Origin of the sequence: Streptomyces sp. ISL-10 (genome assembly GCF_018614575.1) — a bacterium.
GTDB lineage: Bacteria > Actinomycetota > Actinomycetes > Streptomycetales > Streptomycetaceae > Streptomyces.
Genome location: NZ_JAGGOJ010000012.1, coordinates 57950 through 82576 on the forward strand (window position 1 = coordinate 57950; position 24627 = coordinate 82576).

Below are 24627 nucleotides of genomic sequence, written 5' to 3' on the forward strand. Positions count from 1 at the left end.
TCATGGGTGTCGACGACTCGTCCGGACCGGGATCCGCTCCCGGCACCTCCTCCGGCGGGCTGACGGATGTGGCCGGTCTGCGCGTGGGGCATGCGCAGGTACAGGGGGAGCGTGCGCTCAGCGGCACGACCGTCGTACTCGCCCCGGTCGGCGGAGTGGTCGCGGCGGTCGACGTACGGGGCGGCGGTCCCGGCACCCGTGAGACGGACGCTCTCGATCCGCGCAATCTCGTCCAGCGCATCGAGGCGGTCGTGCTGACGGGCGGCAGCGCATTCGGTCTGGAGTCGGCGGCCGGCGTGATGGCGTGGCTGGAGGAGCAGGGCCGGGGCGTACGGGTGGGCCCCGACCCCTCGCAGGTCGTTCCCGTCGTGCCGGCCGCATGCGTCTTCGACCTGGGCCGCGGTGGTGACTGGCGGGCCCGGCCGGATGCCGCGACCGGGCGGGCGGCCGTGGAGGCCGCCGCGGCGAGCGCGGAAGGCGCGCCGGTGATGGAAGGAGCGGTGGGCGCGGGAACGGGTGCGGTGATCGGCCAGTTCAAGGGTGGTGTCGGCACGGCGAGCTGCGTCCTGGAGACGGGAATCACCGTGGCGGCGCTCGTGGTCGCGAACGCGGTCGGCTCGGCGGTCGATCCGCGCACGGGCGCGCTCTACGGCGCGTACGGCACCGAACACGCCGTCAATCCGGCGCCCGCCGTGCACGCGGCGGCGCAGCTGCGGCTGGCCGAAGTGCGCGACAAGAACGGCCCGGCGCCGCTGAACACGACGCTCGCCGTCGTCGCCACCGACGCCGACTTGAGCCGCGCCCAGGCCCACAAACTCGCCGGAACCTCGCACGACGGCATCGCGCGCGCCGTACGGCCGGTGCATCTGCTCAACGACGGCGACACGGTGTTCGCCCTGGCCACGGGCGCGAAGGCGTTGGACAAGGACGATCCGCTCGCTCTCAACGATGTGCTCGTTGCGGGCGCGGACACGGTGACCCGGGCGATCGTGAAGGCCGTGCGGGCGGCCGACGGGGTCGACGGACCGGGCGGCTGCTTCCCCTCGTACCGGGAGCTGTACGGCGCCGACTGACGGGGGCGGCACAGGAGTTGAGAACATCGCGGGGAACGGGGAACTTCAGCCGACCCTGTCTTCGTTTTACCCGAACCCCGAACGCGTTGTCAGACCCAAGCGCTACGTTTAGCAATCGGCAAGTGACGTGTGGCGACGGCCTGGAGACCCCTCTTGAACGATCCGATCGATCCGTACGAGACATCCGAGACGCATCTCGAGCGACTCCTGGGTCGGGCGCTCAACTCCTTCGAGCTGCCCGATGCGACCGTCGAGCGGCTCGGATCGGCGCTGGCCCACGCCAGTTCGCTGCACTCCTCGCACCACGAGGCGGGGCTGCACCGGGCGACGTACCGCCATACGTACCTGCTGAGCGACGGCAGTTCGCTCACCCTGTGGGAGCTCGTGCACGGCACCGGATGCCACGGCGCCCGCGGCACGGAGCAACACGAGCTCTACGCGGACGAGGCCGAGGCCCGGCTCGCCGCGTCCCGCCTGCCGGCCGGCTTCCCCGGGTTCGCCGAGGACATCTCCGCTCCGGCCTTCGACCTGGACGTCGGCCTGGAGCTCCTCACCTCGCTGATGACGCCGCCCCCGGCACCGCTCCCCCCGATGTACGTCCCGGACGACTCGGCCGACCACGCGCGCCGGGTGCTGCGCCGCGCGGAGAACGTCGACCGGCCGGGCGAGCAGACCGCGCGCCGGCTGCGGACGGCGTTCGCGCACCACATCACGCAGGTCTTCGGGCGCCAGTACCGGGTGGCGGGCAAGGACGCCGGCTTCACGCTCTACGAGCACGCGTTCCTGCTGCTGGACGGCACGGAGACCAGTCTGTGGGAGGTGGAGCACACGGCGACGCCCGACGGCCGTCACATGTGCGAGGTCTACGAGGCGGAGCGCGCCGCGCGCGAAGCCATGGAGCTTCGCGCGCGGGTGCGGTAGCGACAGCGCCGGCGGGCGCCGTAGCGGTACGGGTTCAGGCGGCGACGGTCACCTTCTCCTCCCGGGCCGCCGCTGCGGGGACGGCGGCCGGTTCCGGCTTGCGGGCGCCCTTGAGCAGGAGCACCAGGGCGGTACTGACGAGCGTGCCCGCGACGATGGCGAGCAGGTAGAGGAACGGGTTGCCGATCAGCGGCACGACGAAGATGCCGCCGTGCGGGGCGCGCAGGGTGCACTCGAAGAGCATCGACAGCGCGCCGGTGACCGCGCCGCCCACCATCGCGGAGGGGATGACCCGCAGCGGGTCGGCCGCGGCGAACGGGATGGCACCCTCGGTGATGAACGAACCGCCCAGCACCCAGGCTGCCTTGCCGTTCTCCCGCTCGGCCTTGGTGAACAGCCGGCCGCGCACGACCGTCGCCAGCGCCATGGCGAGCGGCGGGACCATACCGGCGGCCATCACGGCGGCCATGACCTTGAGCGAGCCCTCGGTGGGGTTGGCGAGGCCGCCGACCGCGAAGGCGTAGGCGACCTTGTTGAGCGGGCCGCCGAGGTCGAAGCACATCATCAGGCCGAGGATGACGCCGAGGATGGCGGCGTTGGCGCCGGAGAGTCCGGACAGCCACTCCGTCAGCGCCTTCTGCAGCCCGGCGATGGGCTTGCCGACGACAAGGAACATCAGGAACCCGACCACCGCCGAGGAGATCAGCGGGATCACGACCACGGGCATGATGCCCCGCAGCGGCTTCGGCACTTGGATGCGCTGGATGGCCATGACCGTGAAGCCCGCGAGCAGTCCGGCGATCAGACCACCGAGGAAGCCGGCGTTGATGGTCAGTGCGATGGCGCCGCCGACGAAGCCGGGCACCAGACCGGGGCGATCAGCCATGCCGTACGCGATGTAGCCGGCGAGCACGGGCACGAGGAAGCTGAACGCGAGCCCGCCGATCTGGAAGAGCAGCGCTGCCCAGCTGGTGTGGTCGCCCCAGGCGAAGCGCTCGGCGACCGACGCGGCGTCGGCGATCTCGTACCCGCCGATCGCGAAGCCGAGGGCGATGAGGAGACCACCGGCCGCGACGAACGGGACCATGTAACTGACGCCGGACATGAGCCACTTGCGGAGCTTCGTGCCGTAGCCCTCGCCCGGTTCGCCCGCCCTGTCCACGGGGGCGGCCGCCCGCGCCGCCGCGGTGACCTCACCGCGCTCGGCCTTGCCGCGGACCTCGGCGATCAGCTCGGCGGACCGGCTGATCGCTGCCTTGACGCCCACGTCGACGGTGGGCTTGCCGGCGAAGCGCTCCTTCTCCCGGACGGGCACGTCGTGCGCGAAGATCACGCCGTCGGCGGCGGCGATGACGGCGGGGTCGAGACGGCTGAACCCGGCGGAGCCCTGCGTCTCGACGACGACCTCGACGTCCGCCGCGCCGCCGGCCTGCTCCAGGGCCTCGGCCGCCATGTAGGTGTGGGCGATGCCGGTGGGGCAGGAGGTGACGGCGACGATACGGAAAGGTCGCTGCGGCCCGGAGCCGGCTCCCGCGGTGACGCCCGTCGTTGCCGCGCCGCGGCTGGTGCCGGCTTCACCGGCTTCACCGGGCTCACCGGGCTCACCGGGCTCACCGGGCTCACCGGGCTCACCGGCAGCGTGTTCCTCGGCAGGCGCGGACGCCTCATAGGCGGCCGCCGCGTTCCCCTCCACGGGCGCGGACACCGCCGCCGTGCCGGACGAACCCGCGGACACCGCGTTCGCCTCCGGAGGCGCACCGGCGGCAGCACCCGCCTCCGCAGGGGCCTTCGGCGGCTCGTCGCCGCGGATCAGGGCCGCCGCCGACGCTGGGTCCGTCAGGGAGCGGAGCGCGCCCGTGAAGGACTCGTCCATCAGGCGGCGGGCCAGCGCCGACAGGATCGTCAGGTGGGCGTCGTCCGCACCCGACGGCGCCGCTATCAGGAAGATCAGGTCCGCCGGGCCGTCCGGCGCGCCGAAGTCGATGCCCGGTGCGCTGCGGCCGAAGGCCAGCGTCGGTTCCGTGACATGCGCGCTGCGGCAGTGCGGGATGCCGATGCCGCCGTCCAGGCCGGTCGGCATCTGCTCTTCGCGCGCCGCCACGTCGGCGAGGAAGCCGTCCAGGTCGGTGATCCGGCCGAGGGTCCTCATGCGTTCGGCCAGCGAACGGGCCGCGGCCTCCTTCGTCGTCGCGGCCAGGTCGAGGTCGACCAGGTCCGCGGTGATCATGTCGCTCATCGCGGGCTCCCTTGTTCGGTGAGGACTCGGTCCAGGGGAATGTCCGCGGTCACGGTGACCGCGGAGGGGTCGAGGTCGGCGGGGGTGGGCATCACGCTGCCCGGCAGTTGAACCGCCGCCGCGCCGTGGGCAACCGCTGCCGCCAGCGCCGCGGGGCCCTGCCCGCCCGCGGCGAGGAATCCGGCGAGGGACGCGTCGCCCGCGCCGACGTTGCTGCGCACGGCACTCACCGCCGCCGAGCCGAAATACGTGCCCGCCTCCGAGACGAGCAACTGGCCGTCCGCGCCCAGGCTGGCGAGCACCGAGCGCGCGCCCAGGCCGAGCAGTTCCTCGGCCGCCTTGACCGCTTCGCCGATGGTGAGCAGCGGGCGGCCCACGGCCGCGGCGAGTTCGTCGGCGTTCGGCTTGACGACGTCGGGACACGAGGACAGGGACGCCAGAAGGGACGGCCCGGACGTGTCGAGGGCGACGCGCACACCCGCGGCGTGCGCGCGGGCGACCAGCTCGGCATACCACTCCGGCCCGAGGCCGCGCGGCAGGCTGCCGCAGCAGGCGATCCAGTGCGCGAGCACCGACCGTTCCCGGATTGCGGAGAGCAGGAGGGCCGTCTCGTAAGGGCTCAGTTCGGGGCCGGGCGCGTTGATCTTGGTGAGCGTGCCGTCCGGCTCGGCGACGGCGATGTTCGACCGGGTGGGCCCGGTGACCGGCACGGGCACGACGTCGATGCCCTGGCCCGCGAGCAGGTCGGCGACGAGTGCGCCGGGCGCGCCGCCGAGCGGCATGACCGCGATCGTGCGGTGCCCGGCGGCCGCGACGGCCCGGGATACGTTGACCCCCTTGCCGCCGGGGTCCATCCGCTCGCCGGTGGCGCGCAGCACCTCGCCTCGGTCCAGTGACGGGACCTCGTAGGTGCGGTCCAGCGACGGGTTGGGGGTGACGGTGAGAATCATGCGCGTACGACCTCCGTGCCCGCCGCCTCGATGGCCGCGGCGTCCTCTGGGGCGAGCCCGCTGTCGGTGATGAGCAGGTCGACGTCGGTGAGGTCGCCGAACCGTGCGAAGTGCTCCTGGCCGTGCTTGGCCGAGTCGGCGAGCAGGACGACGCGCCGCGCCGCCGCGATCTCAGCGCGTTTGACGGCGGCCTCGGCCAGGTCGGGGGTGGTCAGGCCGCCGACTGGCGAGTACCCGTTCGCGCCGAGGAAGACGACGTCGGCGTGGATCTCGCCGTACGCGCGCAGCGCCCAGGCATCGACGGCCGCGCGCGTACGGTGCCGTACGCGGCCGCCCACCAGATGGAGGTCGATGCCGGGGTGGTCGGCGAGCCGGGCGGCGACGGGCAGGGCGTGGGTCACGACGGTGAGCGAGCGGTCCAGCGGGAGCGCGGCGGCGAGGCGGCCGACGGTGGATCCGGCGTCGAGGATCACGCTGCCCTCATCGGGCAGTTCGGCGAGGGCGGCCTGTGCGATGCGGTCCTTCTCGTCGGCGGCGGTGGACTCCCGCTCGGCGAGGTCGGGCTCGAAGTCGAGCCGGCCGGCAGGGATGGCCCCTCCGTGCACACGGCGTACGAGGCCGGCACGGTCCAGGGCCTTGAGGTCGCGCCGGACGGTCTCGGCGGTGACCTGGAACTCCTCGGCGAGCGACAGCACGTCGACGCGACCGCCGTCACGGGCGAGCCGCAGGATCTCCTGTTGACGCTCCGCTGCGTACATGTGGTTCTACTTCCGTTCCATGCCCGAACCTGTGGTTTCTCCCTTGGAGAGTACGCCCCGGCATCGACAAAGTAAACAGAATCGGGCGCAAGACAGACACCACCGGGCATCCGCCATCTCCCCCACGGCCGCATGTGCGCAGCTCCGGTGCACGACGATGCCCGCGCCACGGCAAGGTGGCGCGGGCATCGGTGACACGATGGACGGGCGAGCGAAGGTCGGTGCGATCGCCGTCGGGCAGACGGGTCAGCCTGCGAGCGCCGGCTCCACCTCAGGCGCGCCCCCGGGCTTCTCCGCCCCCGGCTTCGCGACCGGCTCGTGCGCTTCGTCCGCCGCGCCTGCCTCCAGGTGTTGCTTCGGCCGCGCCGGGAGCGCGAACATCACCAGGAAGATCACGCCGAGCACCGCCGCCACCCACCACAGTGAGTCCTGGAACGCTTCCACGAACGCCCGGCCCATCGCGCCCGGCGCGAGCCGCTCCTCGTCGATCGTGCCGAAGAAGACCACGGACACCAGCCCGAGCCCGAGGGCGTTGCCCATCTGGACGGTCGTGTTGATCAGGCCCGATGCCGAGCCCGCGTGCTCGCGCGGCACCTCCGAGAGCACCGCGTCGGTCAACGGCGCGACGATCAGCCCCATCCCGACGCCCATGACCACCAGCGGCAGGATCATCTGCCAGGAGTGGATCGCGGTGCCGTACCGGTCGGCCTCCCAGATGTAGATCAGCAGACCGGCGGCCATCGTGGCCGCGCCCGCCTGCAGCACCTTGCGTCCGAAACGCGGCACAAGCAGTTGCACCGACATCCCGGCTGCCGCCGAGACGGCGATCGAGAACGGCACCCCGGTCAGTCCGGCCTTCAGGGGGCTCCAGCCCAGCCCGATCTGCATGTACAGCGTCCAGACGAGGAAGAAGATGCCCATCACGATGCCGAACGTCAGCTGTACGGCGATACCGGCGGCGAAGCTCTTCACCCTGAACAGCGACAGCTCGACCAGCGGGGAGCCGTCCTTGCGGGTCTTGTACTTCTCGTACGCCACGAACACGGCGAACACCAGCGGGCTGCCCGCCATGCACAGGTGGCCCCACAGCGGCCAGTCCAGCTCCCGGCCGCGCGTCAGTGGGTAGATCAGCATCAGCAGACCGAGGGTCGCGAGGGCGACGCCGACGAGGTCGAGGCGGAGGGCCTTCGGGGCGCGGGACTCGGTGATGAACTTCCGTCCCAGGATCAGACCTGCGATGCCGACCGGAAGGTTGATCAGGAAGATCGGGCGCCATTCGAGGCCGAAGAGGTTCCACTGGGTCAGCAGCGCGCCGAGCAGCGGCCCGGAGACCGCCCCGAGGCCGACGATCGCGCCGAAGAGGCCGAACACCTTGCCGCGTTCGTGCGCCGGGAAGGTGACGTGGACGATCGCGAGGACCTGCGGCACCATCATGGCCGCCGCCGAGCCCTGGAGCAGGCGGGAGGCGACCAGCATCTCCTCGTTCGGCGCGAAGCCGCAGAGCGCGGAGGCGATCGTGAATCCGGTGATGCCGATCAGGAACAGCCGCCTGCGGCCGTAGATGTCACCGAGCCGGCCACCGGTGATCAGGCCGGCGGCAAAGGCGAGCGCGTATCCCGCGGTGATCCACTGAATCGCGCCGAACGAGGCGCCGAGATCCCGCTCGATGCTGGGGATCGCGATGTTGACGATGGTGACGTCGACCAGATCCATGAAGGCCGCGGTCATGACAATGGCGAGGGCTATCCATCGCCGGCGGTCCGATGCCGTACCCGTTACGGCGGGCTGCTGTGAACTCATAGGAGGATTCTGGAGGCCATATAGGTCAGGTCATGTCCTAGACGAGGAGCATCCTGAAGAACATGACGGACACTCCGGCACGACTGTTGAATCTGCTCTCGCTCCTCCAGACACCGCGCGAATGGCCGGGCAGCGAGCTCGCCGAGCGCCTCGACGTCAGCCCGCGCACGATCCGCCGCGACATCGACCGCCTGCGCGACCTCGGCTACCCGGTGGAGGCGACCAAGGGCGCCGTCGGCGGATACCGCCTGGTCGCGGGTGCCGCGATGCCGCCCCTGCTGCTGGACGACGAGGAGGCGGTGGCCATCGCGGTCGGCCTGCGCGCGGGTGCGGGCCATGCCATCGAAGGCATCGAAGAGGCCTCGGTGCGGGCGCTGGCCAAACTGGAACAGGTGCTCCCGTCCCGGCTGCGGCACCGCGTGACCACGCTTCAGGCGGCGACGCTCCCGCTGACCAGGGGCGACGGCGCGACGATCGACCCCCAGACGCTGACGGTCATCGCGGGCGCGGTCACCGCGCGCGAACGGCTGCGGTTCGCCTACCGCGCGGGTGACGGTGCCGAGACGCGACGGCAGGTCGAGCCGTACCGCCTCGTGTCGACGGGGCGGCGGTGGTACCTCGTCGCGTACGACCTCCAGCGCGAGGACTGGCGCACCTTCCGGGTGGACCGGGTGACGGAGCCGTTCGCCACGGGGGCGCGGTTCACGCCGCGGGAGGCTCCGGTGGGCGACGCGGCCGAGCTGCTGAGCCACACGATGTCGCGGCAGCAGCAGGAGCACGACGTCGATGTGAGTTTCCGGGCCCCGGCGTCGTTCGTCGCGGCCCGGCTGCCCGAGCATCTGGGCGCCCCTGTTCCGACGGACGAGGACAGCTGCCGGCTGCGGACGCGGTCGGCCGACTCGGTGGAGTGGCTGGCGCTGCGACTGGCGCTGGTGGACTGTGAGTTCACGGTGCACGGACCGCAGCCGCTACGGGAGTACGTGACGAACCTGGCGACACGCCTGACCAGGTCCACTGCCTGACGACCTGATGCTCTGGCGGGCCGCACGGAGCCGTGGGCGACACGGGGCCATGGGCGCACGTATGCGCACGTGGACCGTGGCGAGCGGGACCGTGGGCCGGCGCGGGGCCCGGGGCAGCGGGGCCGACAGGAACGCGGCGCACCGGCTCCCGTGGCACGTGTGCGCCCGTGCCGCACCGGGCCGTGGGGCCGTGTTCCCTGGAACCGACGCGCGCCCGCCGCCTCACCGGACGCACGCCCGCACCGAGCTCGCGGGGCCCCGCCTCACCGGACGCACGCCCGCACCGAGCTCGCGGGCCCCGCGCCCGTGGGGCCCCGTTCCGCACGGGGCTGTGGGCCGTCGCGGGGCCGTTGGCGCCCGTGGGCCGTGGTGCCGCACGTGCGCCGCCCGGCCCGATGCGCGCCCGCGCGCGGCGACGGCGGCCTACGCCGCCGCGTCGAAGCCCGTGTCGCGCGCCATCCGCTTCAGCTCCAGCAGCGCGTGCTTCTCGATCTGGCGGATGCGCTCACGGGTCAGGCCGTGCTCCTTGCCGACCTCCGTCAGCGTGCGCTCGCGGCCGTCCTCGATGCCGTAGCGCATACGGATGATCGAGGCGGTGCGGTGGTCGAGCTTGCCGATGAGGTCTTCGAGCTCCTCGCTGCGCAGCAGCGTGAGCACCGACTGCTCCGGCGACACCGCCGACGTGTCCTCCAGCAGATCGCCGAACTGGGTCTCCCCGGCGTCGTCCACGGACATGTTGAGGCTGACCGGGTCGCGGGCCCAGTCCAGGACGTCGATGATGCGCTCGGACGTCGAGCCCAGCTCCTCCGCGATCTCGGCGGCCTCGGGGTCCCTGCCGTTCTCCCTGTTGAACTCGCGCTGGACGCGGCGGATGCGGCCGAGCTCCTCCACCAGGTGGACGGGGAGCCGGATGGTGCGGGACTGATCGGCTATGGAACGGGTGATCGCCTGACGGATCCACCACGTCGCATAGGTCGAGAACTTGAAGCCCTTCGCGTAGTCGAACTTCTCGACCGCGCGGACCAGGCCCGCGTTCCCCTCCTGGATCAGGTCGAGCAGGGGCAGTCCGCTGCGCGGATAACGCCGGGCGACGGCTACCACGAGACGCAGGTTGGAGCGGATGAAGACGTCCTTCGCGCGCTCGCCTGCTGCGGCCAGCGCCTCCAGCTCCTCGCGCGTGGCTCCACCGGCCTCGCTCTCCACCTCTCCGTCGAGAATCTGGCGGGCATAGACACCCGCCTCGATGGTCTGGGACAGCTCGACCTCCTTGGCGGCGTCGAGCAGTGGCGTGCGCGCGATCTCGTCGAGGTACATGCCGACCAGGTCGCGGTCGGCGATCTCCCCGCCCACGGCGCGAACGCTGCTCGCCCTGTCGGTCCCACCCCCGGAGCTGGAGACCTGAGAGGTGCCCCCAGCGTCGGACTGGCGACGGGCGACGGCACGGGTTGCCATGCGAGCTCCCTTGCTGAGTAGGTCACGACACCCTCCCGGGTGCCCTGCATCCGAAGGAAACAACGACTGGAATCCGGACAGAATTCCCATGAGGCACATCGACTTCCGCGATCATGCAGTACCCTGTGCCGCTCCGAACCGGGAGGACGGATGCCGCCGAAGCGCGTGGACGTGCAGGTCAGAGCGGGCGTCGAGGCCGACCTCGCCGCGCTCACCGACATCTACAACCACTACGTCCGTGAGACCGCGATCACATTCGACACCGCGGAATTCACCCCCGGACAACGCCGTCCGTGGCTGCACTCCCACCCTCAAGACGGCCCGCACCGCCTGCTGGTTGCGTGGGATGCGGCAGGAGGCGTCCTCGGCTACGCCACCAGCAGCCCCTTCCGCCCCAAGCCGGCCTACTCGACATCCGTCGAGGTCAGCGTCTACCTGGCCCCCGAAGCCGCCGGCCGCGGCATCGGCACGATGCTCTACAAGGCGCTCTTCGCGGCCCTCGAGAGCGAAGACGTGCACCGCGCCTACGCCGGGATCGCCCAGCCCAACGAGCCCTCCAACAGACTCCACGCCCGCTTCGGCTTCCGACACGTGGGGACATACGAGCAAGTGGGCCGTAAGTTCGGCCGGTACTGGGACGTGGCCTGGTTCGAGAAGCCGCTCGACTGAGGCCTGAACGAGGACCCGGCCGAGGACCCGACCTCAGCCGAACTGCACGGACCGCTTGGCCAGCCCCATCCAGAAGCCGTCGATCACGCTGCGGTGGGTCCCCAGCTCGTCCTGCGCCGCGCCCAGGGTGACGAACAGTGGGGCGAAGTGCTCGGTACGCGGGTGGGCGATGCGGCCCGCGGGGGCCTTGGTCTCGAAGTCCAGCAGCGCGTCCACGTCGGCGGCCGCCAGCGCCCGCCGCCCCCAGTCGTCGAACTCCGTCGACCAGCCCGGCGTCCCGCCGTGCCGCAGCGCGGCCAGGTTGTGGGTGAAGAAGCCGCTGCCGACGATCAGCACGCCCTCGTCGCGCAGCGGAGCGAGCCGCCGCCCGATCTCCAGGAGCTTGCCGGGGTCGAGGGTCGGCATGGAGATCTGCAGTACGGGGATGTCCGCGCCGGGGAACATCTCCACCAGCGGGACGTAGGCGCCGTGGTCGAGTCCACGGTCCGCCACGTCCTGCACCGGCGTACCGGCGCGGTGGAGCAACTTACGGACCGAGGCGGCGAGTTCGGGTGCGCCCGGCGCCTCGTAGCGCACCTGGTAGTAGTGCTCGGGGAAGCCCCAGAAGTCGTACACGAGGGGGACGGTCTCGGTCGCTGCGAGTGCGAGCGGAGCCTCCTCCCAATGGGCGGAGACGACGAGGATCGCCCTGGGGCGTGGCAGTTCGGCGGACCATGCGGCGAGCTCGCCCGGCCATATCGGATCGTCGGCGAGGGGCGGGGCGCCGTGGGAGAGGTAGAGGGCGGGCATGCGCTCTGCGACGGGGCTGGAATTCATGACGACTGACTCCCGATCGATCAACTTGAACATTCAAGTTCAAGCCCGACCCTAACTCCGGATGACATTTAGTTCAACTTTCAAGGACGGGGGTCGTAGAGTGGGATACATGAACAGGGCATCCACTGGCGACAGCGACGTCGAGCCGCGCTGGCTGACCGAGGAAGAACAGCGAGTCTGGCGTTCCTACCTGCATGCCACCACTCTCTTCGAGGACCATCTCGACCGCCAACTGCAGCGGGACGCGGGCATGCCGCACATCTATTACGGTCTGCTCGTCCAGCTCTCCCAGGCCCCACGTCGCCGCCGCAGGATGACGGAGCTCGCGATCGACGCCAAGATCACCCGCTCCCGGCTCTCACACGCCATCGCGCGGCTGGAGAAGAACGGCTGGGTGCGCCGCGAGGACTGCCCCTCCGACCGGCGCGGCCAGAACGCCGTGCTCACGGACGAGGGTTTCGAGGTCCTGAAGCGCGCTGCTCCCGGGCATGTGGAGGCGGTGCGCCACGCGATATTCGACCGGCTCACGCCCGAACAGGTGCGGCAACTGGGCGAGATCATGCAGGTGATGGCCGAGGGACTGCAGCCGCATGACACGTGCGCGGACCTGCCCTGGTTGCGCTGACCCAACGGGCGCGCGGCCGGCACGTACACCTCGCACACGGACGGGGGGCCCGGCCCGGGTCGATCACCCGGGCCGGGCCCCCTGCGTCACCTCTGCACTGCCGTCGTACCTCTCGGCGTTCGCCTCAGAGCGGCCTCAGAGCGGCCTCAATTCGACCTCAACGCGGCCTCAATGCGCGATGACGGGAATCTTGACCTCGTCCTCGACACCGTCCGCCTCACCCGAGCCCGAACCCTCAGCCGGGGAACCGGCACCGGGCCGCCCGGAGTTGATGAACGTGAAGGCGATCACGGCGGAGATCACCAGGATGCCGACGGCCCACCAGATCGCGGACGAGAAGCCGTGCACCATGCCCTGGAGCTCCAGGAGCCTCGGGTCGGTCGCACCGGCCGCGCGCGAGGCGATGTACGACGTCGTGGCGGACGCGGCGATCGTGTTCAGCAGCGCCGTACCGATGGCGCCGCCGACCTGCTGCGAGGTGTTGACCATCGCCGAGGCGACACCGGCGTCGGCCGGGTTCACACCGTACGTGGACAGGGACATGGCCGGCATGAAGGCCGTACCCATGCCGAGACCCAGCAGCAGCTGCGCGGGCAGGATCAGGCCGGCGTACGAGCTGTCGATCTCCAGCTGCGTCAGCATCAGCATGCCGATCGCGGCGACGACGAAGCCGGGACCCATCAGCAGCCGCGGCGGCACACGGGTCATCAGGCGGGCGCCGATCTGCGTCGAGCCCGTGATCATGCCAGCGATCATCGGCAGGAAGGCGAAGCCGGTCATGACCGGGGAGTACCCCTTGACGACCTGGAGATAGAAGGTCAGGAAGAGGAAGAGCCCGAACATCGCGATGACCGCGAGACCCAGCGAGAGATAGACGCCGCCGCGGTTGCGCTCCGTCAGGACGCGCAGCGGCAGCAGCGGGGAGCTGACCTTCGACTCCGTGACGACGAACGCCGCGAGCAGCACCGCCGAGGCGACGAACATGCCCACGGTCAGGGTGTCGGACCAGCCGGCTGACTCGGCGCGCGTGAAGCCGTAGACCAGCGCGACCAGACCCAGAGTGGACAGCACGACGCCGGGGATGTCCAGCGACGAGCGGTTGCGCGCGCCTTCCGGCTCACGGATGACGAGGTACGCGCCCACGGCCGCGACGATCGCGAAGGGGATGTTGACGAAGAAGGTCCAGCGCCAGTTCAGGTACTCGGTCAGGAAGCCGCCGAGGATGAGGCCGACAGCGCCGCCGCCACCGGCGATCGCACCGTAGATACCGAACGCCTTGGCGCGCTCCTTGGCGTCGGTGAACATCACCGCGAGCAGCGAGAGCGCGGCGGGCGCGAGCAGCGCACCGAACGCACCCTGCAGGGCCCGGGCACCGAGCATCATCGCCTCGCCGGTGGCCGCGCCGCCGAGCGCGGAGGCCGCGGCGAAGCCGAGCAGGCCGACGACGAAGGTCCGCTTGCGGCCCCACAGGTCGGCGATGCGTCCGCCGAAGAGCAGCAGACCGCCGAAGGCAAGGGCGTAGGCCGTGATGACCCACTGGCGGTTGGCGTCCGAAATCCCCAGGTCCTGCTGGGCGGTGGGCAGCGCGATGTTCACGATCGTCGCGTCGAGGACCACCATCAGCTGGGCGAGGGCGATGAAGACGAGAGCCTTCCAGCGGCTCGGGTCGGGCAGGGATATGTCGGGTGTTTTCGGCATGGATCTGGCCACCTAAGGAGTACGGACGGACTACGAGAGGTCACGCGAGGTGCGTCGTGCGGTCGAGGGGCCCGCGTCAGAGGGGGATCTCGGCGTTGAGACCGCCCGGGCGGGGTGAAGTCATCGGCCGGGTCGTGCCCGGCCGTCCGGCACCGGTGAACCGTCTCCGCCGGCTCGCGGAGAAACGGCGTCGGGTGATGCCGGTGTCGGCACCGGAGTCATTCCTCGCCGGTGGTACCGAGCCGGCCGGCGCTGGAGCCTGTGCAGGAATCGGCGCAGGAATCGGTGCAGGACAGGAATTCGTGGAGTCGGTGCAGAACAGGAATTCGTGCAGGAGTCGGTGCGGGACAGGAATCGGTGCGGGAATCGGTGCGGGAATCGGTGCGGGACAGGAATCAGTGGCGGAATCGCGCTACGGCGTCACGAGGTGCTCCGCAGGTCGTCGAGGGTGGCGGCCTCGCCGGGCAGCTCGGAGCGCGCGGGCGCTTCGAGGCCGTCCAGGAACAGCTGCAGATGACGGTGGACGAACCGGTCCATGTTCAGGCACGCGGTGCCGGGCAGGGGCCGGGTGAGCTGGGAGAGCGCGACCATCAGGTCCCCGACGGCGACGTCACCGCGCATCCTGCCCGCCGACTGAGCCCGCTCGACGAGGCCGTGCACGGCCTCCTCCAGCTGGTCGCGTCCGGCGTGCAGGTCCGCGTGGTCGGCGTCGAAGGCTCCGGAGAGCATCGGGCACAGGGCGCCGATGCGCTCGTCGGCCGCCTCGTGGACGAAGCGGCGCAGGGCGGCGAACGGGTCGGCCTCCTCGGCCACCGCCGCCCGTGCCCGCTCGGTGGTACGGGACATCACGGAGATGACGACCTCGCGGATCAGGACCGCGCGGTCAGGGAAGTGCCGGTAGAGCGTGGCGTTGCCGACCCCGGCGCGACGGGCGATCTCGTCCAGCGGGACCTCGGGTCCGTACTCGACGAACATCTCGCGCGCGGCCGACACGATCCGCTCACGGTTCCGCAGGGCGTCTGCCCGCGGGCGCGCCGTGCGGCGCGTTTCGGTGGCGGCGGGGCTCACGGCTCCACGTCCTTCCGGTCATCTGTCCGTCCTGCGTCCTGGTGCTCCCGGCACTGAGTAAGCGGGGAACTCCTCCCCGTTTCGCGGGGACACCGGTGCAAACGGGGAGAGGATCCCCGGTTATTTCCGGGTCGCGATGTGACCTGAGCCACTTTCCGCGGATCGAACGTGCAGCGCGGGAAATACCCACGATCGGCCCAGCCCGGCGCGCGCCCCGCGAGCGGCCGACACAGGCTGACGGACAGAGCGCAGCCAGGGTCCGGCCTGCTGCCGCGGTCCTGAAGGCGAACGCATGCAGCAGACCCGCCGCCGAATACGCAGACGGAGCAGCCACCGCCGCCTCTGCGGGCTCGCCGCGTTCGCCGCCCTCGCCCTAGCGGCCCTGACCACGGCGAGCGCCACGATCTTCGCCCCTGCCAAGGCGCCGACGGGCCCGGTGGCCGCTCCGGAGGCGCCCGGGCTCGGTCCCTGCCGCATACCAACGGTGACCGGCGTGCAGATGTCGGAGGGCGTGCCCACCGCGCCTGGTTACACCCGCTCCACCGGCGAGGTCAGCGCCCTCAACCTGATGATCGATTTCTCGGACGCGGTGGGCGAGGGTGCGGCACTCGACCGACTGGCCGAGTTCTTCCCGCAGACCGCCCAGTGGTTCCGCACCAGCTCGTACGGGCGGCTCAGCTACCGCCCCCACGCCCCCGTGAGCGACTGGCTGCGGATGCCGTTGCCGTTCGCGGCGTACGGGATAGGTCGCGGCTCGCCCTACGAACCGGGCTACCGCAAGCTCGTCGAGGACCTCATCGAGGTGGCCGACGAGAAGGTGGACTTCAGCCAGTACGACCTGGTCAATGTGCTCGTCACCCCGAACGCGGGCCCCTCCGCGCTGGACACCGTGCTGTCCGTGACCTTCTCGGGCAACGACGAGGCGCCCTACGCGGACGGGGTGCCACTGGCCAACACGTCGTTCGTCTACAGCCGCCAGGACGACGGCTCGGGGTCGTACGCGCAGACCGGCTACCGGGTCCTGCCGCACGAGAACGGTCATGTCTTCGGCCTGCCCGACCTCTACACCGCGGAGGGCGGGGGAGCAGCCGGCCACTGGGACATCATGTCCGAGGACTGGGGGGCCAACAACGACCTGCTGGGCTGGCACAAATGGAAGCTCGGCTGGCTCGAGAACGACCAGATCCGCTGCGTCTCGGCGCCGGGCACGACCGAGTACACCCTCACCCCGCTCGCCACCGTGGGCGGCTCGAAACTGGCGGTCGTGCCGCTGAGCGAGGACAGCGGCTACGCGGTGGAGGTACGGACCCGGGCCGGCAACGACGACGCCGTGTGCGAGCCGGGCGTGCTGATCTACCGGGTGAAGTCGAGTGTGGACACCGGCCAGGGGCCGGTGACCGTGGCGGACAGCGAACGGGACAGCGGCGGCTGCACCCGCCGCCCCAACGTCCACGCGGAACTGTCCGACGCGCCGTACCGCCCGGGCCAGTCCTTCACCGACAGCGAGCACGGTGTGCGGATCTCGGTGACGGGCGAGGAGAAGGGCCACGTGTACCGGGTGCGGATCACCCGCTCCTGAACCACCCCGCCCGCGCCGCGGCACCCCCTCCGGCCCCGCCGCGGGTCACCCGCTCCTGAACCGCCCCGGCCCCGGCTCAGATCACCCGCTCCCGAACCCCGCCCTCAGCTCCCGCTTGAGGATCTTGCCCGTCGGATTGCGCGGCAGCGGCTCGGCGCGCAGCACCACATGCGCGGGCACCTTGAACGCGGCGAGCACCGTGCCGACATGTGCCCGCAGCTCCTCGGCATCCACCGTGGCCCCGGGGCGCAACCGCACGACGGCCGCGACCTCTTCCCCGAGAACCGGGTGCGGAACCCCGAGAACGGCGGCGTCTTCGACGTCGGGGTGGTCGTGCAGGACGGCCTCGACCTCGACGCAGTACACGTTCTCGCCGCCACGGATGACCATGTCCTTGATCCGGTCGACGACGCCGACCCGCCCGTCGCGGACGGTCGCGAGGTCGCCGGTCCTGAACCAGCCGTCGTGGAAGGCCTCCGCGGTGGCCCGCTCGTCGCGCCAGTAGCCGCGGACGACGCCCTGGCCGCGCAGCCACAGTTCGCCGACCTCGCCCTCGGGCAGCGGCTCACCGCCCGGCCCGGCGATGCGCACCTCGACGGCGGGCGCGGGGCGGCCGACGCTGCTCGGGTGCGTGCGGTACGCGTCCCCGAAGTTCGCCAGCATTCCCCCGCTGGTCTCGGTGAGCCCGTACCCGTTGCGCGGCTCGATCCGCCGCCCGTGAGCGGCCGTCAGCCGGGCCACCAGATCGGGCGGGGCGGGAGCCCCGCCGGTGCTCAGATTGGTCAGGCTCTCCAGCCCGGCGCCGGCCCGCTCGGCGGCGTCCAGCAGCTGTAGGGCGGTGGTCGGAACGCCGGAGTAGTGGGTGACGCGATGTTGTTCGATGAGCGCGAGCGCCTGCTCGGCGTCCCACTTGCGCATCAGGACGAGGGCGCCGCCGACGCCCATCATCGCGTAGAGCGTGGTGAACGCGGCGACATGGAAGAAGGGAAAGGTCATCAGGCTGACCGGGGTCGCCCCCTGCCCCGGCAGCAGTCCGCGCCCGAGCGCGGAGGCGGTGGCGTGGTACCGCGGATGCACGGTGGCGCCCGCCTGCGCGAGTTGGGTGGCGACGGCGCCCTTGGGGCGGCCGGTGGTCCCCGACGTGTAGATGATGGTGGCATCGCTCTCGGCCGCCACGTCCACGGCGGGCGGCGCGGCGAGCGGGTCGGGCGCGTCGAAGTCCTCGTAGCGCTCAACGCCCTCCGCGGTCTCGCCGTCGTGATGGAAGACGACGGTCCGGACACGGTTCGCCCGCCGCCAGGCTTCCACGCGGGGCAGGCGCTCGCCGTCGACGAGAAGCACTCGCGGGGTGGAGTCGTCGAGCGCGTACGCGAGCTCCTCCCCGGTCCACCACGCGTTGAGCGGCACGGCGACGAGCCCGGCCAACTGGGCCGCCCAGAAGGCGATCTGCCACTCGGGGTGATTGCGCATGGCGATGGCGGCCCGGTCGCCGGGGCGCAGCCCGTAGACGTCGGTGAAGCGGCACGCGAGGGCGGACGCGGCGGCGAAGAACTCCCCGTACGTGTACGTCCGGCTCTCGGCGATCAGGAACGGCCGGTCCCCGTAACCCCAGGTGGCCTCGACGAACTCCCGCAATGTCCGCGGCCCGCCCTCGTACCGCAGCGCCCCGTCCTCACCACGCACGACGGCGAAGGGTGCCCCGGCAGCGGTGAGCCGGTCCCGCACGGCGTCGGACGTCTCGGGGTACGGCACGGATCTGCCCTCTCTAAGCGCTCGCTCAGTCTGGCGTGACGCTATGCCTGCCCCACTTCGCCGTCAAGGCCGTGCCGAGCACGGTCGGCACCGGCGTGAGCTGGCCAAAGGGGAATCCCGTCGAGCGGCAGAGCATATCCGCTAGGCTAGGCGCCGGATCCCGACGGATCTCCCCGCCTTCGTAGCTCAGGGGATAGAGCACCGCTCTCCTAAAGCGGGTGTCGCAGGTTCGAATCCTGCCGGGGGCACATCAGTAAGGGCCAGTTCAGAGGGGCGATTCCCTCGAACTGGCCCTTTCCCATGATCGCGGACGTGCCACACACGTGCCACTAGGACTCCGCGTCGCCCTGTCTCTGGCGGATCAAGGCTCCCAGCCGGTCGGCGATAGCCCGGTCGCGGTCGGCGGTCATGTGCTGGTAGATCAGCGCGGCCCGCGCGGTGCTGTGGCCCATGCGGGTCATCAGCTCTCGGGTGCTGGCCCCGGCGGCGACCAAGGTGTTCCCGGTGTGCCGAAGATCGTGGAAGTGGACCTCACTGGAGATGCCCGCCTTGGCCCGCGCCGTGGTCCAGTCATCCCGGAAGTTGCTGCGGCGGAGACGCCCACCTTGGGGCCCGAGGAAGACGTGGCCATCACGGCCGGCACCCGCGTAGCGCTCCAGGTGTTCGGTCACGTCGTGCAGGATCTCGTCCGGGAAGGCGACGGGCCGGACGCCAGCCGCGGACTTCGGAGCCTTGTCGAAGAGCTTGCCGTCCTGCATCTCAGCCTGTGCCCGCTGGACCAGGACCACGCGACCCGATACGTCGATGTCTCGGCGGCGAAGAGACGCCAGCTCGCCGAACCGCAGGGTGGTGAAGGCCGCCAGGAGTACGAGCAAGCGGTACCGAGGAGCGATGGCGTCGGCCACGGCGTACACCTCCGCCACGGTCAACACCGGCCGCTCAGGAACGTCGTACCGGTCGGCACCCTTGACCCGACAGGGGTTACGGCGGATCAGTTCGTCATCCACGGCCGTGTTCATCAGGGCCCGCAGGATCTGATACGCCTTGACGACGGTCGGCTCTCCCACGCCAGCGGCGAGCAGGTTGCCCCGCCAGGCCCGGACCCGAGACGTGGTCACGTCGGCCAGAGTCCCGGCGCCGAATGTCGGCTTGACGTGCAGCCGGATTACGGCTTCGTTCCGCTCTCTGCTCCGGTCGGCCAGCTTGCGGTCCCGCAGCCATGCGTCCGCGTACTCAGAGAAGGAGACGGCTCCCTTTTCAGGGTCGTCCCACTGTCCGCGCGAGATGTCGGCCTCGATGTGCGTCAGCGCCACCTCGGCGTCGGTCTTGGTCGCGTAAGTCTGTTCAGCGCTGCGGAGCTGGCCCGTGGCAGGGTCGCGGTACCGAGCCTGCCAGCGTCCCGACTTGAGCTGTCGGACAGAGCCGAAGCGTCGACGGTTGCCCTTCTTGTTGGCCATCAGGCGGCCCTCCGCAGGCCAGACCGCCGGATCGTCACCGGCTCGACAGTGTTAGCCGTGACGAAGGCGGTAACGGCACTTTCGGGAATGCGGACGTGTCGGCCGACTTTGACGAAGGTGATCCGGCGTTCCTCGATGAGTCGCCGGGGAAACCGGACGGTGGTGCCGAGGAGCCGGGCCACCTGTTCCACGGTGAGCAGCCGGTCGGTCATGAGCAGTCTCCTTCCGTGGTGTCGGGTGTGAGTGAGGCGGCGAGCCATTCCTCGCCGCGGGTGAGGCCGGTTCCGGCGAAGGCCCAGTGCGCGAGGACGAGGGTGGTGTCCTCGTCCGGATTGGCCGGCATAGCGGCAGTCGGATCTTCGCCGCGGGCGATGGCGGCTTGGAGGCGTCGCCATTCGGCGCGGGCGGTACGGAGTGCGCCGAGGGTGGTGGAGTAGCGGCGGGTTTTGGTGGAGAAGTGGCCGCGGAAGCCGAGCATGTGGGCCCAGGCGCGGAGGCGGAGGTCTTCGAGGTCTTTGCGGGCGCCGAGGGTCCAGGCGGTGCGGATGAGGCGGCGGGCGTGTTCGGGGATGGACTTGCGGCCGAGTTCGGCGAGGAAGCGAATGGGGCGGTCGAGGGTGCCGGTCGCGGTTTCGGCGCCCTTCGTTGCGTACTTGGCGATGTAGGCGGCGACGGCGCGTTCGGTGAGTTCGGTGCCGCCGTCGAAGTCGGCGGAGCGGATCGGGCGGATGTCGAGCTGGATGCCGAAGGCGAAGGTGTGAGCGCGGCCGTCGATGACGGGGCCGGGCACGTCAGCAGCAGCGGCGGCGGCGCGGATGGCGTCGGTGAGGAGTTCGGCGGTGGCCCAGGCCGGGGGTGGGGTGTCGCCGCCGTCCGGGCCGTCGAGGCGGATCACGGCATGGAAGTGGATGGCCCCGCGGCGCTGGTACTCGGCGACCTTGGCGAAGGAGACGCGAGCGTGCTCCTTGAAGGCGCGCTGCGAGAGCCCGGCACGCTTGGCGACCTCACGGCGCAGGTAGATGGAGAACCGGGCCCAGATCTTGGAGGCGTGTGCGTTCCAAAGCACTGCCGCTTCGTAGTCGTAGCGTTCCGGGTCGAGCGGCGTGCCCAATTCGGATGCGTCGGCGGCGTGGGAGATGCCGCAGCGGCAGCGGCCCTTGGCGGGGCGGTTGTGAACGGGGCCGAAGCTCGGCGCGGTGAAGGTGGCGAACACCCGCGGATGAGTGGCCACGCGTTCGGAGGTGCCTTTGCCGCCGCGGAGTCCGGCGGTGATGAGCTGGTAGGTGTCCCGACGGTAGGTCTCGGCGCAGGCCGGGCAGCGGGTCGCGCGGCGGTTGTTGCAGCGCACGAGGAGGTTCCCGGCGGGCAGGTCGCTCGCGGTGAGGTGGTGCAGGATTTCGCCGGTGGTGGTGTGGACGTCGGTGCGGTGGCCGTCGAGGCGGATCGGGGTGGTGCAGCCGCCCAGGCACCGCAGCTGACGCATGAGGCCGGGCATGGTGCCGAGCGAGGCGAGAAAGGCGAGGTCCCGCAGCGGGGGCGGTGCGGTCGTGGTCACGCGGATGTTCCTCCTTCCAGAGGAGAGCGGGGGCGGGGCACCGGCCGGCAGGGGTGCGGGCGGTGCCCCGGCGGGTTATCAGCGGTGGGGGCAGGTGTTGCGGTGGTCGATCCACTCGGCGATCAGGTCGCGGACGTTGTCGTCACCCGTGGCCCGACCGGAGGTTCCGCAACAGCAGGCGTAGGAGCCGGTGGCGGGGAAGTCCCGGGCGGGTTTGGCGACGTGCACGCCGGGCCGGTCGACGGTGGGCGCCAGGTCGCCCATGGCGGTCAGCGGGTGAACGCGGCGTCGGCGGCGGTGTCGAGCAGCTGGCGCAGGGGCGGGACGGTGCCGGTGCCGTGGCAGGTGCGGCAGTGGGCGGTGATGATCCGGCGCTGGCCGTTGCGGTCGCGGCCGCCGAGGGTGATAGCGGCGGAGGCGAAGCCATCGCAGGACGGGCAGACGCGGGCCGGGGCGTGGCGGTGCTGGGGCATGATGAAGGTCCTTCCGGTTGATGAAGTCGGGTAGGGGCTGGCCGTCCGGGCGGCGGATACTTGGCGGTTTCAGGGCCGCCCGGAAGGCCGGTCAGCGGTGGCGCGGGTTGTTGAGCAGGGAGCGCAGGACGACGGCGCAGACGGCGACCGAGGTGGCCGTGATGGCGACGGCGAGCAGCATGGAGACGAGGACTGCCCCGACGATCAGGACGACCGCGGCACCGCCGCCGACGACGGCGAGGAGGCCGGTCGGGGTGAGCCGGACCGTGGGCGCCGAAGGAGCGGCCGAGGCCGGGACGGCGACGGGTGCCGGGGTGGTGTGCTGGCAGGCACACGCGGTGGGCTGGTGCTCGACGACCGGGGCCGGGGCGGGGTGGACGAGCGGGGTGACGATGCCGGTCGGGGTCGGGATGCGCGGGCGGAGCATGGCGGTTCTCCTTTCTGGGCTGGTTACTTGATCGTGTTGTTGACGGCGTCGACGCCGGTGCGGGTGCCGGACTCGATGGCGGGGGCGAGGAAGGTGTCGGCGAGGAGGAAGCCGCCGAGGAGGAGCACGACGATGAGCCAGGTCGGCGGGCGCATGAGCTTGATGCCGAAGTAGCCGAAGATGGCGACGAGGACGATCAGGGGAAGTTCGACGTTCACGACGGGTCTCCCTGTGGGTTAGTTGGCGCGGCAGCGGTGGGTGCGGGCGGCGAGCTGGGCTGCGGACTGGGTGGAGAAGTCGGCGGACCAGCCGCAGTTGTCGCGGGAACAGACGGCGGCGTGCTTCGTGCGTCCGTTGCGGTCGCGGTGGGTGCCGATCTGCACGGGACCGATCCGCATCACGGAGTGGAAGAAGTCACGGGCAGGCATGGGATCAGTCCTCCGATCGCAGGCTCAGGCCGGGGAAGGCGGAGCGGATGCAGGCGGCGGCGGCCGGGTCGGCGGTGCGTTCGGCAGCTTCCTCGGCGAGCAGCCGGACGAGGGTGTGGCGACCGGCGTCGGCCATCTCCCGGGCCGCTTGCAGGTACTCGTCTCGTGTCGTTTCGTGTCCGGGCATGTGGTGTCGGTCCTTTCAGGCGAGGTGGGCGGCGAGTTGGTCGGCCATCGGGCCAGGCAGGCCGAGTCGGTCGCGCAGCGTCGAGGCGTCGATGGGTGAGCCGGTGGAGGCGCGGTGGGCGTCGGCGAGCTTGCGGGCGTGGTCCACCAGGGCGGGCGGCACATCCGCAGGCGGCGGGGCGGCGGGCAGGGCCGGGACGGGTTCGGCAGGCTCGACCGCATCCGGCTCCGGGGCCGGGTCCGGTTCGGCCGGCACGGTCACCGGCTCGACCACCGGCAGCGGCTCCGGCTCGGCAACATCTGCGGCTCCACTGGTCGGCGAGTGGACGAGGAGCGTGCCGCCGAGGAAGGCCAGCGCGGGCCATCCGGCTACGAGGATGCGCAGCCAGTCGGGCACGTCGTTGAGGTCGAGCAGGCCTGCGGTGGCGACGTTCGCGCCGAGCGAGGCGGCCAGGGCGACGGCGAACCAGGTCCACGCGGCGCGGGCCGGTTCACCTTGGGCGCGCAGGATGCGCAGACGTCGCCAGGCCGCGACGAGGAGCAGGTCGACGGAGACGGGATAGGCCCACGCCTTCCAGCCGTCCTGTCCGGCAGCGGCGGCGAGGTCGTGCAGGTGGGCGAAGGACAGCGCACCGGCGATCACGGCTTGCACGAGGACCGCATCAGGGCGCGGGATGGAGGTCGTCACCGCTGGCTCCGCGGAGCATGGCCGACCGCACGGGCGACCGTGTCGAGGTCTGCGGCGGTGTAGGCGGTGCGGACACCGGAGATCGACATGCCCGCGGCTTCCGCCAGGGAAGCCAGTGTGTAGGGCCGCGGGCGGGTGAACTCACGGGCGTAGGCCAGGTAGGCCCGAATCTCCCGGTCATAGCGATCACGCTCGGCCCGCAGGGCGGAGAGCCGTCCCAGGAACTCGTCCGGGGCAAGACCGTCCAGGGCGACCAGCGGCTCAGACATGGACATCTCCCTTCGGTGGGGGCCTGGGCAAGGCGAGCCAGAGTGGTCGCCGAGCCCCGGGCAGCCGGTTTCGGGCATGGCAGGGGTAGGGACAGGGCGCGAAGCGGTCGCGCCGACCGGGGATGGGGAGGTGCGGTCAGGCAGTGGCGGGACGAGCCGCCGGGGCCGGGGCCTCGACCGGGGCCAGGGCGGGCAGCACCGGCCGGAAGGACTCCAGGCCGTCGAGGACGGGGGTGCGGTGAGCGTTGGCGGTGCAGGCGTTCACGGCCTGCCGCATCGTCGTGAACGGCGTACGGATGCGGACCCAGCCGCCCGTGGAGTCACCGGCCACCGCCATACCGGGACGCTCGACCGGGATCTGTGTGGTTGCCAGCACGGCATCGGGGGAGATGTCGCCGAACGCCATCTTGGCCGAGGCTTCATCGTTGACCCGGTGCGAGACCCGGCCGGTGAGCTGGGCACGGAGCATGGTGATCCCGTCGCCGAGTTCGGCTCCGAAGCGCTGACCGCAGATCTCCACGTAGATGCCGGCAGCGCGGCCGAGCTGCACGAGGCGGACCAGGGCGGTGACGATCCGCTCGCGGCGCTTCTTCTCCGCCGTGTTGGAGAACAGCGCCAGCTCGGCGACCTCGTCCACCAGGAGGACGACCGGCACCGGCCGCAGGTGATCGGGCAGCCCCCAGATGTCGGCAGTGATCTCCGCATCCGGGGTGTCCGCGCTGATG

General features: G+C 71.3%; 27 protein-coding genes and 1 tRNA gene. 7 read left to right on the forward strand and 21 right to left on the reverse strand.

Annotation, left to right across the window (positions count from 1 at the left end; genetic code table 11):
- Positions 1 to 2: 2 nt before the first annotated feature.
- Positions 3 to 1073 carry a P1 family peptidase gene (locus tag J7E88_RS16520; RefSeq protein ID WP_215181688.1) on the forward strand — a complete coding sequence of 357 codons (1071 nt, stop codon included), beginning with the start codon at positions 3 to 5 and terminating at the stop codon, positions 1071 to 1073.
- A 153-nt stretch (positions 1074 to 1226) separates the two neighbouring features.
- Positions 1227 to 1994, forward strand: coding sequence for a DUF6227 family protein (locus J7E88_RS16525; protein WP_215181690.1), 768 nt, complete (start codon positions 1227 to 1229; stop codon positions 1992 to 1994).
- Between the two features lie 34 nt (positions 1995 to 2028).
- On the opposite strand, the gene J7E88_RS16530 is transcribed toward J7E88_RS16525, so the two are convergent.
- The 4 genes from J7E88_RS16530 to J7E88_RS16545 form a co-directional block, all read right to left on the reverse strand.
- Positions 2029 to 4230: a fructose-specific PTS transporter subunit EIIC gene (locus J7E88_RS16530; RefSeq protein WP_215181692.1), complete on the reverse strand. Its 2202-nt coding sequence runs from the start codon at positions 4228 to 4230 to the stop codon at positions 2029 to 2031.
- Positions 4227 to 5180, reverse strand: coding sequence for a 1-phosphofructokinase (gene pfkB, locus J7E88_RS16535; RefSeq protein WP_215181694.1), 954 nt, complete (start codon positions 5178 to 5180; stop codon positions 4227 to 4229). Before pfkB ends, J7E88_RS16530 begins: the two co-directional genes overlap by 4 nt.
- Complete coding sequence (locus tag J7E88_RS16540; protein WP_215181696.1) at positions 5177 to 5938, reverse strand: DeoR/GlpR family DNA-binding transcription regulator; 762 nt, start codon at positions 5936 to 5938, stop codon at positions 5177 to 5179. Before J7E88_RS16540 ends, pfkB begins: the two co-directional genes overlap by 4 nt.
- Before the next feature lie 246 nt (positions 5939 to 6184).
- On the reverse strand, positions 6185 to 7738 hold the full coding sequence (locus J7E88_RS16545; RefSeq protein WP_215181698.1) for an MFS transporter: 1554 nt from the start codon (positions 7736 to 7738) through the stop codon (positions 6185 to 6187).
- A 62-nt stretch (positions 7739 to 7800) separates the two neighbouring features.
- Between J7E88_RS16545 and J7E88_RS16550 the strand changes: the two genes are divergently transcribed.
- The gene (locus tag J7E88_RS16550) at positions 7801 to 8760 is read left to right on the forward strand and encodes a YafY family protein (protein WP_215181699.1); all 960 of its coding nucleotides are present in this window, start codon (positions 7801 to 7803) and stop codon (positions 8758 to 8760) included.
- Positions 8761 to 9183: 423 nt separating this feature from the next.
- On the opposite strand, the gene J7E88_RS16555 is transcribed toward J7E88_RS16550, so the two are convergent.
- A complete protein-coding gene (locus J7E88_RS16555) occupies positions 9184 to 10212 on the reverse strand; it encodes an RNA polymerase sigma factor RpoD/SigA (protein WP_215181700.1) in 1029 nt (342 codons plus the stop codon).
- Between the two features lie 150 nt (positions 10213 to 10362).
- Here J7E88_RS16555 and J7E88_RS16560 point away from each other — a divergent pair, with 150 nt between their 5' ends.
- Positions 10363 to 10881 (forward strand): GNAT family N-acetyltransferase, encoded by a 519-nt coding sequence (locus tag J7E88_RS16560; protein ID WP_215181702.1) that lies wholly within the window; start codon positions 10363 to 10365, stop codon positions 10879 to 10881.
- Positions 10882 to 10914: 33 nt separating this feature from the next.
- Here J7E88_RS16560 and J7E88_RS16565 read toward each other — a convergent pair whose 3' ends face one another.
- Positions 10915 to 11697 carry a dioxygenase gene (locus tag J7E88_RS16565; protein WP_251022741.1) on the reverse strand — a complete coding sequence of 261 codons (783 nt, stop codon included), beginning with the start codon at positions 11695 to 11697 and terminating at the stop codon, positions 10915 to 10917.
- A 100-nt stretch (positions 11698 to 11797) separates the two neighbouring features.
- On the opposite strand from J7E88_RS16565, the gene J7E88_RS16570 reads away from it, so the two are divergent.
- On the forward strand, positions 11798 to 12322 hold the full coding sequence (locus J7E88_RS16570) for a MarR family winged helix-turn-helix transcriptional regulator (protein WP_374196286.1): 525 nt from the start codon (positions 11798 to 11800) through the stop codon (positions 12320 to 12322).
- 168 nt (positions 12323 to 12490) lie between these two features.
- Here J7E88_RS16570 and J7E88_RS16575 read toward each other — a convergent pair whose 3' ends face one another.
- Together J7E88_RS16575 and J7E88_RS16580 are read right to left on the reverse strand one after the other, a co-directional pair.
- Positions 12491 to 14020 carry an MFS transporter gene (locus J7E88_RS16575; protein WP_215181706.1) on the reverse strand — a complete coding sequence of 510 codons (1530 nt, stop codon included), beginning with the start codon at positions 14018 to 14020 and terminating at the stop codon, positions 12491 to 12493.
- A 420-nt stretch (positions 14021 to 14440) separates the two neighbouring features.
- A complete protein-coding gene (locus J7E88_RS16580; protein WP_215181708.1) occupies positions 14441 to 15088 on the reverse strand; it encodes a TetR/AcrR family transcriptional regulator in 648 nt (215 codons plus the stop codon).
- 292 nt (positions 15089 to 15380) lie between these two features.
- On the opposite strand from J7E88_RS16580, the gene J7E88_RS16585 reads away from it, so the two are divergent.
- Complete coding sequence (locus J7E88_RS16585) at positions 15381 to 16667, forward strand: M6 family metalloprotease domain-containing protein (protein ID WP_215181710.1); 1287 nt, start codon at positions 15381 to 15383, stop codon at positions 16665 to 16667.
- A gap of 81 nt (positions 16668 to 16748) precedes the next feature.
- On the opposite strand, the gene J7E88_RS16590 is transcribed toward J7E88_RS16585, so the two are convergent.
- Positions 16749 to 18419 (reverse strand): class I adenylate-forming enzyme family protein, encoded by a 1671-nt coding sequence (locus tag J7E88_RS16590; RefSeq protein WP_308307516.1) that lies wholly within the window; start codon positions 18417 to 18419, stop codon positions 16749 to 16751.
- A 175-nt stretch (positions 18420 to 18594) separates the two neighbouring features.
- Between J7E88_RS16590 and J7E88_RS16595 the strand changes: the two genes are divergently transcribed.
- Positions 18595 to 18667: transfer RNA gene (locus J7E88_RS16595), tRNA-Arg, on the forward strand.
- Positions 18668 to 18748: 81 nt separating this feature from the next.
- Here J7E88_RS16595 and J7E88_RS16600 read toward each other — a convergent pair.
- From J7E88_RS16600 to J7E88_RS16655, 12 genes are all read right to left on the reverse strand, one after another.
- Positions 18749 to 19876, reverse strand: coding sequence for a site-specific integrase (locus J7E88_RS16600; RefSeq protein WP_215181712.1), 1128 nt, complete (start codon positions 19874 to 19876; stop codon positions 18749 to 18751).
- On the reverse strand, positions 19876 to 20088 hold the full coding sequence (locus tag J7E88_RS16605; protein WP_215181714.1) for an excisionase family DNA-binding protein: 213 nt from the start codon (positions 20086 to 20088) through the stop codon (positions 19876 to 19878). Before J7E88_RS16605 ends, J7E88_RS16600 begins: the two co-directional genes overlap by 1 nt.
- Positions 20085 to 21371, reverse strand: coding sequence for a replication initiator (locus tag J7E88_RS16610; RefSeq protein ID WP_215181750.1), 1287 nt, complete (start codon positions 21369 to 21371; stop codon positions 20085 to 20087). Before J7E88_RS16610 ends, J7E88_RS16605 begins: the two co-directional genes overlap by 4 nt.
- A gap of 138 nt (positions 21372 to 21509) precedes the next feature.
- Positions 21510 to 21695, reverse strand: a complete 186-nt coding sequence (locus tag J7E88_RS16615; RefSeq protein ID WP_215181717.1) for a hypothetical protein — start codon at positions 21693 to 21695, stop codon at positions 21510 to 21512.
- A gap of 5 nt (positions 21696 to 21700) precedes the next feature.
- The gene (locus J7E88_RS16620; RefSeq protein ID WP_215181719.1) at positions 21701 to 21904 is read right to left on the reverse strand and encodes a hypothetical protein; all 204 of its coding nucleotides are present in this window, start codon (positions 21902 to 21904) and stop codon (positions 21701 to 21703) included.
- Between the two features lie 91 nt (positions 21905 to 21995).
- Positions 21996 to 22331 carry a SpdD-like protein gene (locus J7E88_RS16625; protein ID WP_215181721.1) on the reverse strand — a complete coding sequence of 112 codons (336 nt, stop codon included), beginning with the start codon at positions 22329 to 22331 and terminating at the stop codon, positions 21996 to 21998.
- A 23-nt stretch (positions 22332 to 22354) separates the two neighbouring features.
- A complete protein-coding gene (locus J7E88_RS16630; RefSeq protein WP_215181723.1) occupies positions 22355 to 22549 on the reverse strand; it encodes a hypothetical protein in 195 nt (64 codons plus the stop codon).
- An 18-nt stretch (positions 22550 to 22567) separates the two neighbouring features.
- Positions 22568 to 22759, reverse strand: a complete 192-nt coding sequence (locus J7E88_RS16635; RefSeq protein ID WP_215181725.1) for a mobile element transfer protein — start codon at positions 22757 to 22759, stop codon at positions 22568 to 22570.
- 4 nt (positions 22760 to 22763) lie between these two features.
- A complete protein-coding gene (locus J7E88_RS16640) occupies positions 22764 to 22946 on the reverse strand; it encodes a hypothetical protein (RefSeq protein WP_215181727.1) in 183 nt (60 codons plus the stop codon).
- 15 nt (positions 22947 to 22961) lie between these two features.
- A complete protein-coding gene (locus tag J7E88_RS16645; protein WP_215181729.1) occupies positions 22962 to 23633 on the reverse strand; it encodes a DUF2637 domain-containing protein in 672 nt (223 codons plus the stop codon).
- Positions 23630 to 23902 carry a hypothetical protein gene (locus J7E88_RS16650; RefSeq protein ID WP_215181731.1) on the reverse strand — a complete coding sequence of 91 codons (273 nt, stop codon included), beginning with the start codon at positions 23900 to 23902 and terminating at the stop codon, positions 23630 to 23632. The genes J7E88_RS16645 and J7E88_RS16650 overlap by 4 nt, the downstream gene beginning before the upstream one ends.
- Before the next feature lie 136 nt (positions 23903 to 24038).
- Positions 24039 to 24627 (reverse strand): FtsK/SpoIIIE domain-containing protein (locus J7E88_RS16655; RefSeq protein ID WP_251022742.1); only part of this gene is annotated, 589 nt, incomplete at its 5' end.

What these genes read in the sequence shown, in the direction of transcription:
- J7E88_RS16575 (WP_215181706.1), bottom strand. Translation starts at nt 14,020, where the DNA reads ATGCCGAAAACACCCGACATATCCCTGCCCGACCCGAGCCGCTGGAAG.
- J7E88_RS16615 (WP_215181717.1), bottom strand. Translation starts at nt 21,695, where the DNA reads ATGGGCGACCTGGCGCCCACCGTCGACCGGCCCGGCGTGCACGTCGCC.
- J7E88_RS16555 (WP_215181700.1), bottom strand. Translation starts at nt 10,212, where the DNA reads ATGGCAACCCGTGCCGTCGCCCGTCGCCAGTCCGACGCTGGGGGCACC.
- pfkB (WP_215181694.1), bottom strand. Translation starts at nt 5,180, where the DNA reads ATGATTCTCACCGTCACCCCCAACCCGTCGCTGGACCGCACCTACGAG.
- J7E88_RS16600 (WP_215181712.1), bottom strand. Translation starts at nt 19,876, where the DNA reads ATGGCCAACAAGAAGGGCAACCGTCGACGCTTCGGCTCTGTCCGACAG.
- J7E88_RS16625 (WP_215181721.1), bottom strand. Translation starts at nt 22,331, where the DNA reads ATGCTCCGCCCGCGCATCCCGACCCCGACCGGCATCGTCACCCCGCTC.
- J7E88_RS16520 (WP_215181688.1), top strand. Translation starts at nt 3, where the DNA reads ATGGGTGTCGACGACTCGTCCGGACCGGGATCCGCTCCCGGCACCTCC.
- J7E88_RS16560 (WP_215181702.1), top strand. Translation starts at nt 10,363, where the DNA reads ATGCCGCCGAAGCGCGTGGACGTGCAGGTCAGAGCGGGCGTCGAGGCC.
- J7E88_RS16545 (WP_215181698.1), bottom strand. Translation starts at nt 7,738, where the DNA reads ATGAGTTCACAGCAGCCCGCCGTAACGGGTACGGCATCGGACCGCCGG.
- J7E88_RS16640 (WP_215181727.1), bottom strand. Translation starts at nt 22,946, where the DNA reads ATGCCCGGACACGAAACGACACGAGACGAGTACCTGCAAGCGGCCCGG.
- J7E88_RS16550 (WP_215181699.1), top strand. Translation starts at nt 7,801, where the DNA reads ATGACGGACACTCCGGCACGACTGTTGAATCTGCTCTCGCTCCTCCAG.
- J7E88_RS16620 (WP_215181719.1), bottom strand. Translation starts at nt 21,904, where the DNA reads ATGCCCCAGCACCGCCACGCCCCGGCCCGCGTCTGCCCGTCCTGCGAT.
- J7E88_RS16635 (WP_215181725.1), bottom strand. Translation starts at nt 22,759, where the DNA reads ATGCCTGCCCGTGACTTCTTCCACTCCGTGATGCGGATCGGTCCCGTG.
- J7E88_RS16605 (WP_215181714.1), bottom strand. Translation starts at nt 20,088, where the DNA reads ATGACCGACCGGCTGCTCACCGTGGAACAGGTGGCCCGGCTCCTCGGC.
- J7E88_RS16530 (WP_215181692.1), bottom strand. Translation starts at nt 4,230, where the DNA reads ATGAGCGACATGATCACCGCGGACCTGGTCGACCTCGACCTGGCCGCG.
- J7E88_RS16565 (WP_251022741.1), bottom strand. Translation starts at nt 11,697, where the DNA reads ATGAATTCCAGCCCCGTCGCAGAGCGCATGCCCGCCCTCTACCTCTCC.
- J7E88_RS16610 (WP_215181750.1), bottom strand. Translation starts at nt 21,371, where the DNA reads ATGCCCGGCCTCATGCGTCAGCTGCGGTGCCTGGGCGGCTGCACCACC.
- J7E88_RS16585 (WP_215181710.1), top strand. Translation starts at nt 15,381, where the DNA reads ATGCAGCAGACCCGCCGCCGAATACGCAGACGGAGCAGCCACCGCCGC.
- J7E88_RS16650 (WP_215181731.1), bottom strand. Translation starts at nt 23,902, where the DNA reads ATGTCTGAGCCGCTGGTCGCCCTGGACGGTCTTGCCCCGGACGAGTTC.
- J7E88_RS16540 (WP_215181696.1), bottom strand. Translation starts at nt 5,938, where the DNA reads ATGTACGCAGCGGAGCGTCAACAGGAGATCCTGCGGCTCGCCCGTGAC.